The 243-nt window shown below is 49.0% G+C and carries 1 protein-coding gene; it reads left to right on the top strand.

All coding sequences use genetic code 11. The features are described from left to right. Window positions 1–243 (top strand): hypothetical protein (locus SB719_RS22130; RefSeq protein WP_412160029.1); only part of this gene is annotated, 243 nt, incomplete at both ends.

Below are 243 nucleotides of genomic sequence, written 5' to 3'. Positions count from 1 at the left end.
CTACTAAGCTCGCCACTGATGCGGAAGCACGTGCAGCCTTTTCGAAGGCAATGTGGCAAAACCTGGACGAGATTAGCTTTGCAACTAGGAACGCGCTGGCTAACATCGATGCTAGTCGACTTGATGCGCAGACTTTGTCTCGAGTCGAGGCAATGCGTGCCGAGCTTGGGAAGATGGAATCGTTCTCAAAGATTGCAAATGAAACGAAATCGATAGAAAAACTTCTCTCGACTATAGGACGTC

The organism is Pantoea sp. SIMBA_079, assembly GCF_046940275.1.
GTDB classification, from domain to species: domain Bacteria; phylum Pseudomonadota; class Gammaproteobacteria; order Enterobacterales; family Enterobacteriaceae; genus Pantoea; species Pantoea borealis.
Note: the sequence above shows the minus strand (reverse complement) of the source record. Positions and strands in the feature narration are given on the sequence as shown.